General features: G+C 69.7%; 6 protein-coding genes. 5 read left to right on the forward strand and 1 reads right to left on the reverse strand.

Translation table 11 applies throughout. The features are described from left to right. Nucleotides 1-11: 11 nt before the first annotated feature. Nucleotides 12-806 (reverse strand): FadR/GntR family transcriptional regulator, encoded by a 795-nt coding sequence (locus tag ACWDUD_RS23485; protein WP_450110850.1) that lies wholly within the window; start codon nt 804-806, stop codon nt 12-14. A 121-nt stretch (nt 807-927) separates the two neighbouring features. Between ACWDUD_RS23485 and ACWDUD_RS23490 the strand changes: the two genes are divergently transcribed. The 5 genes from ACWDUD_RS23490 to ACWDUD_RS23510 form a co-directional block, all read left to right on the forward strand. Further along, nucleotides 928-2100, forward strand: coding sequence for an acyl-CoA dehydrogenase family protein (locus ACWDUD_RS23490; protein ID WP_450110851.1), 1173 nt, complete (start codon nt 928-930; stop codon nt 2098-2100). After that, complete coding sequence (locus tag ACWDUD_RS23495; RefSeq protein WP_450110852.1) at nt 2097-3050, forward strand: acyl-CoA dehydrogenase family protein; 954 nt, start codon at nt 2097-2099, stop codon at nt 3048-3050. The genes ACWDUD_RS23490 and ACWDUD_RS23495 overlap by 4 nt, the downstream gene beginning before the upstream one ends. After that, nucleotides 3047-3856 (forward strand): enoyl-CoA hydratase/isomerase family protein, encoded by an 810-nt coding sequence (locus tag ACWDUD_RS23500; protein ID WP_450110853.1) that lies wholly within the window; start codon nt 3047-3049, stop codon nt 3854-3856. The genes ACWDUD_RS23495 and ACWDUD_RS23500 overlap by 4 nt, the downstream gene beginning before the upstream one ends. Then, nucleotides 3853-5049: an acyl-CoA dehydrogenase family protein gene (locus tag ACWDUD_RS23505; protein WP_450110854.1), complete on the forward strand. Its 1197-nt coding sequence runs from the start codon at nt 3853-3855 to the stop codon at nt 5047-5049. Before ACWDUD_RS23500 ends, ACWDUD_RS23505 begins: the two co-directional genes overlap by 4 nt. Further along, the coding region (locus ACWDUD_RS23510; RefSeq protein ID WP_450110855.1) for an acyl-CoA dehydrogenase family protein at nt 5046-6236 on the forward strand (1191 nt) is incomplete at its 3' end. The genes ACWDUD_RS23505 and ACWDUD_RS23510, both read left to right, overlap by 4 nt.

Consider the following 6236-nt stretch of genomic DNA (forward strand, 5'->3'; position numbering starts at 1 on the left):
GGGTGATCGCCCTAGATCCGGGGGCGCTGACCCGCCTGCCGGGCCATCGCGGACGACGCGTTCACGACGCCGTCGTCGAAGCGATCGAGAAGAATTGCCTGGGTCGCGGCCAGGTGGGCGCGGGCGATGCGTTCGGCCTCACTGTCGCGACCGGCCGCGATCTCGTCGACGATCCGGCGATGGATCCGGACCGCCTCGCGGGCGTCCTCCTCGGACGGGTACTCGCCGCGGCGGGTGAGCACCTCGGCCCAGGCCATCTCCTGCGCGGACCACAGCGCCACCAGGCTGCTGACGACGTACCGCATGGTGACGTTCGGCGTGAACGAGACCACCAGATCGTGGAATTCGCGTGCGATCCGGGTGAACGCGACGCCGTCGTCGACCACCTCGGCGCACGCGTTCACGTTGGCTTCGAGGGTGGGAACGATCACCTCGGCGCGGTCGGGGCGGCGGGCCAGTTCGGCCGCGCACATCGGTTCGAGTTTCTGCAGGCCGGCGGCGAGATCGCCGAGGGTGACGCGAGCGCCCTGGAGTGCCAGGCCCAGGTGGTAGGCGGCGGAGAACTCGTCCGGCCGGTGCACCTCGGCGCCGCCGACGTTGCCGCGACGCACCGTGACCAGGCCCTCGGTCTCGAGGATGCGCAGTGCCTCCCGGATCGAGGGGTAGCTGACGCCGAAGTCCTTGACCAGCTGGTCCTGGGTGGGGAGGCGATAGTTGTCGTCCGAGAGGATGTGGTCGCGAAGCTCGGCTGCGACCGTTTCCGCGATGCGCCGCTGGGGAACTCGGCCGCGCCGCGGGGTCGTCACGAAGTGCGCCTTTCATCCATGCGCGTCAGTCTATCCGTAGGTCGAGTCATACTTCCAATTATTGACAGTCTTATAACCTCAAGCATTGCTATCCTTATTAGGATTGACGTAGTGTCCGCTCATGGACTTCACGATGGGTGGAGAAGCTCCGGAGCTGCGGCTCGAACTTCGCAGGCTGGTGCAGGATCACGTCCCCGAGCACTTCCTCGGAGCGTTCACCGACGATCCCGCCGATCTCGAAGCGGCGCAAGCATTCTGCCGGCTCCTCGCCGAACGCGGACTGCTGTGCGCGGCCTGGCCGGAGGAGTTCGGCGGCCGTGGAGCCACGATCTGGGAACAGACCGTCGTCCGCGAGGAGATGTGGGCACATCACGAACCGCGAGGCGCGCAGTACATGGGCGTGAACTGGGTCGGGCCCACCATCATGCGGCACGGAACCCCCCACCAGCAGGAAAGACACCTGCCGCCCATCGCGCGCGGCGAGGTGATCTGGTGTCAGGGCTTCAGTGAACCCGAGGCCGGCTCCGATCTCGCGTCGCTACGCACCGCGGCCCGCCGAGACGGCGACGGCTGGCTGATTTCGGGCCAGAAGATCTGGACGTCCTACGCGACCATGGCGCAATGGTGTTTCCTGCTGGCCCGAACGTCGACCGGGGAGCGGAAACAGCAGGGGCTCACGGTCTTTCTCGTTCCCATGTCCGCACCGGGAATCGAGGTGCGGCCCATCCGGTCCATGCTCGGACCGCACCACCTCAACGAGGTCTTCTTCGACGACGTGCGCGTCACCGAGGCCGACGTGCTCGGCGAGGTCGACAACGGCTGGTCCGTCGTGCAGGAGGTCCTGTCCTACGAGCGGGTCGGAATCGCCCGGTATGCGCGCTGTGAGCGGCTGCTGCAGGCCGCGCCCTCGGTGCTCGGCGACCGCTGGGACGACGTTCCCGCCGAACTGAAGGCTCGCTGGGCGCGCATGCTCACCCACTGCCGGCGCGCGCGGCTGCTCGCGTATCGCGTGGTGTCACTGCAGGAGACCGGCACCGTCCACCCCGGCGACGCCGCGGCCTACCGGATCGCGGTCACCACCCTCGATCAGGGCAGCGCCGAGGTGCTCACCGAGATCGCCGTGTACGCAACACCCCCCGACGACAGCGCGGAAGAATTCGACAATGCGACGGCCCTGTGGTTCCGCCGGGCGGTGGAGGACCACTGGCGGTACTCCCAGGCGGCGACCGTCGCGTCGGGCAGCATCGAGATGCAGCGCATTCTTCTCGCCCGAGCCCTCCTGGCGGCATCATGAACATCGAATTGAGCCCGGAAGCAACGGACTACGGGAAGGAGGCGCTGCGGGCACTCGAAGCGGCCGGCGGTGACGAACTCGTCCGGCGAGTCGAGGACGACCCGGCGCTCCGGCAGGACATCGTCGCGCCCGTCCTCGCCGAGCTCGGCGCGTGGGATCTCGATCCGCGTGGCGACGCCGACGAACTCGAGGCGGCCGCCGCGCTGTGCCGCAGCGTCGGCTACTGGGCGGTGCCCTATCCGGTCGCCGAACGCCTGTCCCGCCCGGCGGATCTCGACGTCGACGGACTCGTCGTCGTCGCCGATTCCGATCCCAAGGCACCCATCGCGAACCTCGATCTGCGTTGGGCCGCAGTCGCACTCGACGGACAGCGCAGCCGTACGATCGCGCGCCCGCCGAGCACGCCGCCCCGCATGTCCGCGTTCGCGGCGCAACTCGATCTGCAGTCGATCGACGACGACGGCCTCGGCGATCTCGCCCTCGCGCTGACCCTGCCGTGCTGGACGCTGCTCGGAATGCTCGATCGGGCAATGGATCTCACGCGGTCCCACGTCCTGCTTCGGGAACAGTTCGGTGCGCCGCTCGCACGTCTGCAGGGCGTGCAGTTCCAGCTCACCGAGGCCGAGGTCGAACGCAGCGGGCTCGATGTGCTCGCCAAGTACACGCTGTGGAGCGTCCAGGCAGGCAACGCCGAGGCACTCGACGACGCGCTCGCGTTGCGGCTCGCGGCCGTCGAGGCAGCACAGGTCGTGTTCCGCATCGCCCACCAACTGCACGGGGCCGGTGGCTTCTGCGACGAGACGACGGTGTCGTGGATCTCCCGCTACAGCATCCCCCTGCGGCGCATCCCGTGGGGCCCGTCCGGCACACTCGACGCCCTGACCCGCACCGTCGGCCGGCGCGGCCTGACCGGCCTGTTCAGTCCGACCGCCGAGGAGGCGCTACTGTGAACGGCAACCTCCCCGACGTGCTCACCGTCGAATCCGACGGACCCGTCCGGATCGTCACCGTCAACCGCCCCGACGAACTCAACGCCGTGAACAAGGAGCTGCACTGGGCGCTGGCGAACGTGTGGCGCCGGCTCGCGGCGGACCGGGACGCCGCCGTCGTCGTGCTCACCGGTGCGGGCCGGGCGTTCAGCGCCGGCGGCGACCTCGACTGGATCACATCGTTCCTCGACGACCCGGTCGCGCGCGACGAGAGCATCCGGGAGGGCGCCGAGATCATCGAGGAACTGCTGCGATTCCCGCTGCCGGTGATCGCCGCCGTCAACGGTCCCGCGGTCGGGCTCGGGGCCAGCATCGCCGTGCTGTGCGACATCGTGCTCATGTCCGAGCGCGCATACCTGGCCGACCCGCACGTCGCGGTCGGGTTGGTCGCCGGGGACGGCGGCGCAGCCTTCTGGCCGCTGCTCACCCCGATCCTGCGGTCGCGCGAATACCTGTTCACCGGTGACCGCATCCCCGCGGCCACCGCCGTCGAACTCGGACTCGCCAGCCGCGTCACCGCACCCGACGACCTGCTTCCCGAGGCCCGGCGCCTCGCAGCCCGGCTCGCCGCGCAGCCGTCGCAGGCCTTGCAGGGCACCAAGCGGGTCGTCAACATGTACCTGTCCCAGGCGCTGGCGGGGCCGATGCAGGCCGGCTTCGCCGCCGAGGTCCACACGATGCAGACGCCGGAGCATCGGGACCGTCTCCTGGCGTTGCGCGAGAACACCGACCGGCAGACCGGCAGGAGGAAGGAGCCCGCGAGATGAGCCCGGCACCGCCCGCGCTCGACGAGTTCCGCACCGAGGTATGCGCGTGGTGCCGCGATCACGTCCCCGCCGATTGGCGTGCGGTGCAGACCGGTGCCTCCGACGACGAGTTCGTCGCCTTCCAGAAAACATGGTTCCGGGAACTGCGCGACGCCGGATACGCCGTGCCGCACTGGCCGAAGGAATGGGGCGGCGGCATGTCCGTCGCCGAACAGGTGATCCTCTACCAGGAACTGGCCGCCCACGACGCTCCGCGGCTCGTGCTGCCGTTCGTCTCCATCCACCACGCGGCCTCCACGCTGCTCGCCGCCGGCACCGACGAACAACGCCGACGTCACCTGCCCGCGATCCTCGACGGCGAGATCTGGTGCCAGGGCTTCTCCGAACCCGGTGCCGGATCCGACATGGCAGCACTCGCGACGACGGCCCGTAGGGACGGCGACACCTACATCGTCGACGGGCAGAAACTGTGGGCCAGCGGCGCGTTGCACGCGGACTGGTGCCTGCTGCTGGCCCGCACCGACCCCGACGCGCCGAAACGCCGCGGCATCTCCTATTTCCTGATGGACATGCGCACCCCCGGGGTCGAGGTCCGGCCGATCCGGCAGGCCACCGGCGAATCGCACTTCTGCGAGATCTTCCTCGACGGCGTCGTGGTGCCCGAGGCCAACCGCGTCGGGCCGGAGAACGAGGGATGGAAGGTCGCGCAGGAAACCCTCGGTGCCGAGCGCGGCATGACGATGCTCGAACTCGCGGAACGGCTCGGGACCGGCGGATTCCGCCGGCTCGTCGAACTGTGCGCACGACCCCGGTCCGACGGGTCCGTACCGCTCGACGACCCGGTCGTCGCCGACCGGCTGGCCGCACTCGAAACCGAGATCACCGGACTGCGCGCGCTGTGCGCCGATTTCGTCGCCGACGATCGGCCCGGTCCCGCGGACGCGTCCATCGTCAAGCTGTACTACAGCGAACTGCTCCAGCGCACAACGGATTTCGGTGCCGAGGTCGCGGGTCTCGCCGCCCAGACCGAATTGCGCAAACCGCTGTCGAGCAGTTGGGAATCGGGACCGTGGGTTCTCGATTTCATCGGCTCGTGGGAATGGACGATCCCCGGCGGGACCAGCGAGATCCAGCGCACCATCATCGGTGAACGCGCACTGGGCCTGCCGCACGAACCGAGGAGCGCGACATGACCGGCACCCTCGATCTCACCGAGTTCCACGACGAACTCGGAGCCGTCGCACGAAGCGTGCTCGCCGCAGCGGACCCGGACAGTGCGCCGTCCTGGAGTCGCGTCGCCGACTCGGGATGGCTCGGACTCGAGGCAGGCGAGGAATTCGGCGGTGCCGGAGCAGGATTCGCCGAGACGGCCGTCGTCCTCCACGAATACGGACGGGCCGCAGCCCGGGGACCGCTTCCCGCCGTCACTGCCCTCGCGGTGCCGGCCCTCGGACTCGTCGCCCCCGGTCCGGCGCGGGACCGGCTGCTGCGCGAGGCCGTTGCAGGTGCGACCGTCCCGGTCGTCGTGCTCCGCGGCGGGACTCTCGGGGTGACTCCGTTCCGCCTCGACTCCGGCGTGGAGGGGCCGGTGCTGCGCGGGGAGGCCTCGTTCGTGCTCGACGCGCCCGGCGCCGACCGGCTGCTCGTGCCGGCGACGAGACCCGACGGCACCGTCGTCCTCGTCGACGTGGATCCCGGCGCCGGTGGTGTCGCGGTCACGGACCAACCGGTGCTCGATGCCACCCGTTCCTTCGGCCGGGTGGTCGCGGACGGGGCCGTGGTCGCCGCCGACGCCGTTCACGCATTCCGTGACGGTGCGTCGGCCCTGCGTCATTTGGCCGACCGGGCTGGCGTCGCGGTCGCGTGCGACAGCCTCGGCCTCGCCGAAGCCATGCTCGACACCACCGTCGCGTATGTCGGGGTACGCGAGCAGTTCGGACGAAAGATCGGCTCGTTCCAGGCCGTCAAGCACGCGTGTGCCGACATGCTCGTCTCGATCAGCGTGTCCCGGCGCCTCGTCGACGCCGCGGTGCGGAACGTCGCGCAGGACGCACCGGACGCAGGGGTAGCGGTTTCCATGGCGAAATCGCACGTGTGCGCCGCGGCCGTCGACATCGCGGGCAAGGCCATGCAACTGCACGGCGGCATGGGCTACACGTGGGAGAGCGGCATCCACGTGTACCTCAAACGCGCGACGCTGAACCGGTCGCTGTTCGGATCGCCCACCGAGCACCGCCGTCGGCTTGCGCGGCGCTACGCGCCCGGTGTGCCGTTGTGGCGGTCCTGCCCTCGCCTATGCCTGCCACATGGGCCACTGGGACGAGATCGAAGGACTCGTCGACGCCGCCTACGCGACCTTCGGACGCATCGACATCCTCGT

The sequence above is a fragment of the Rhodococcus sp. NPDC003382 genome, assembly GCF_053589135.1.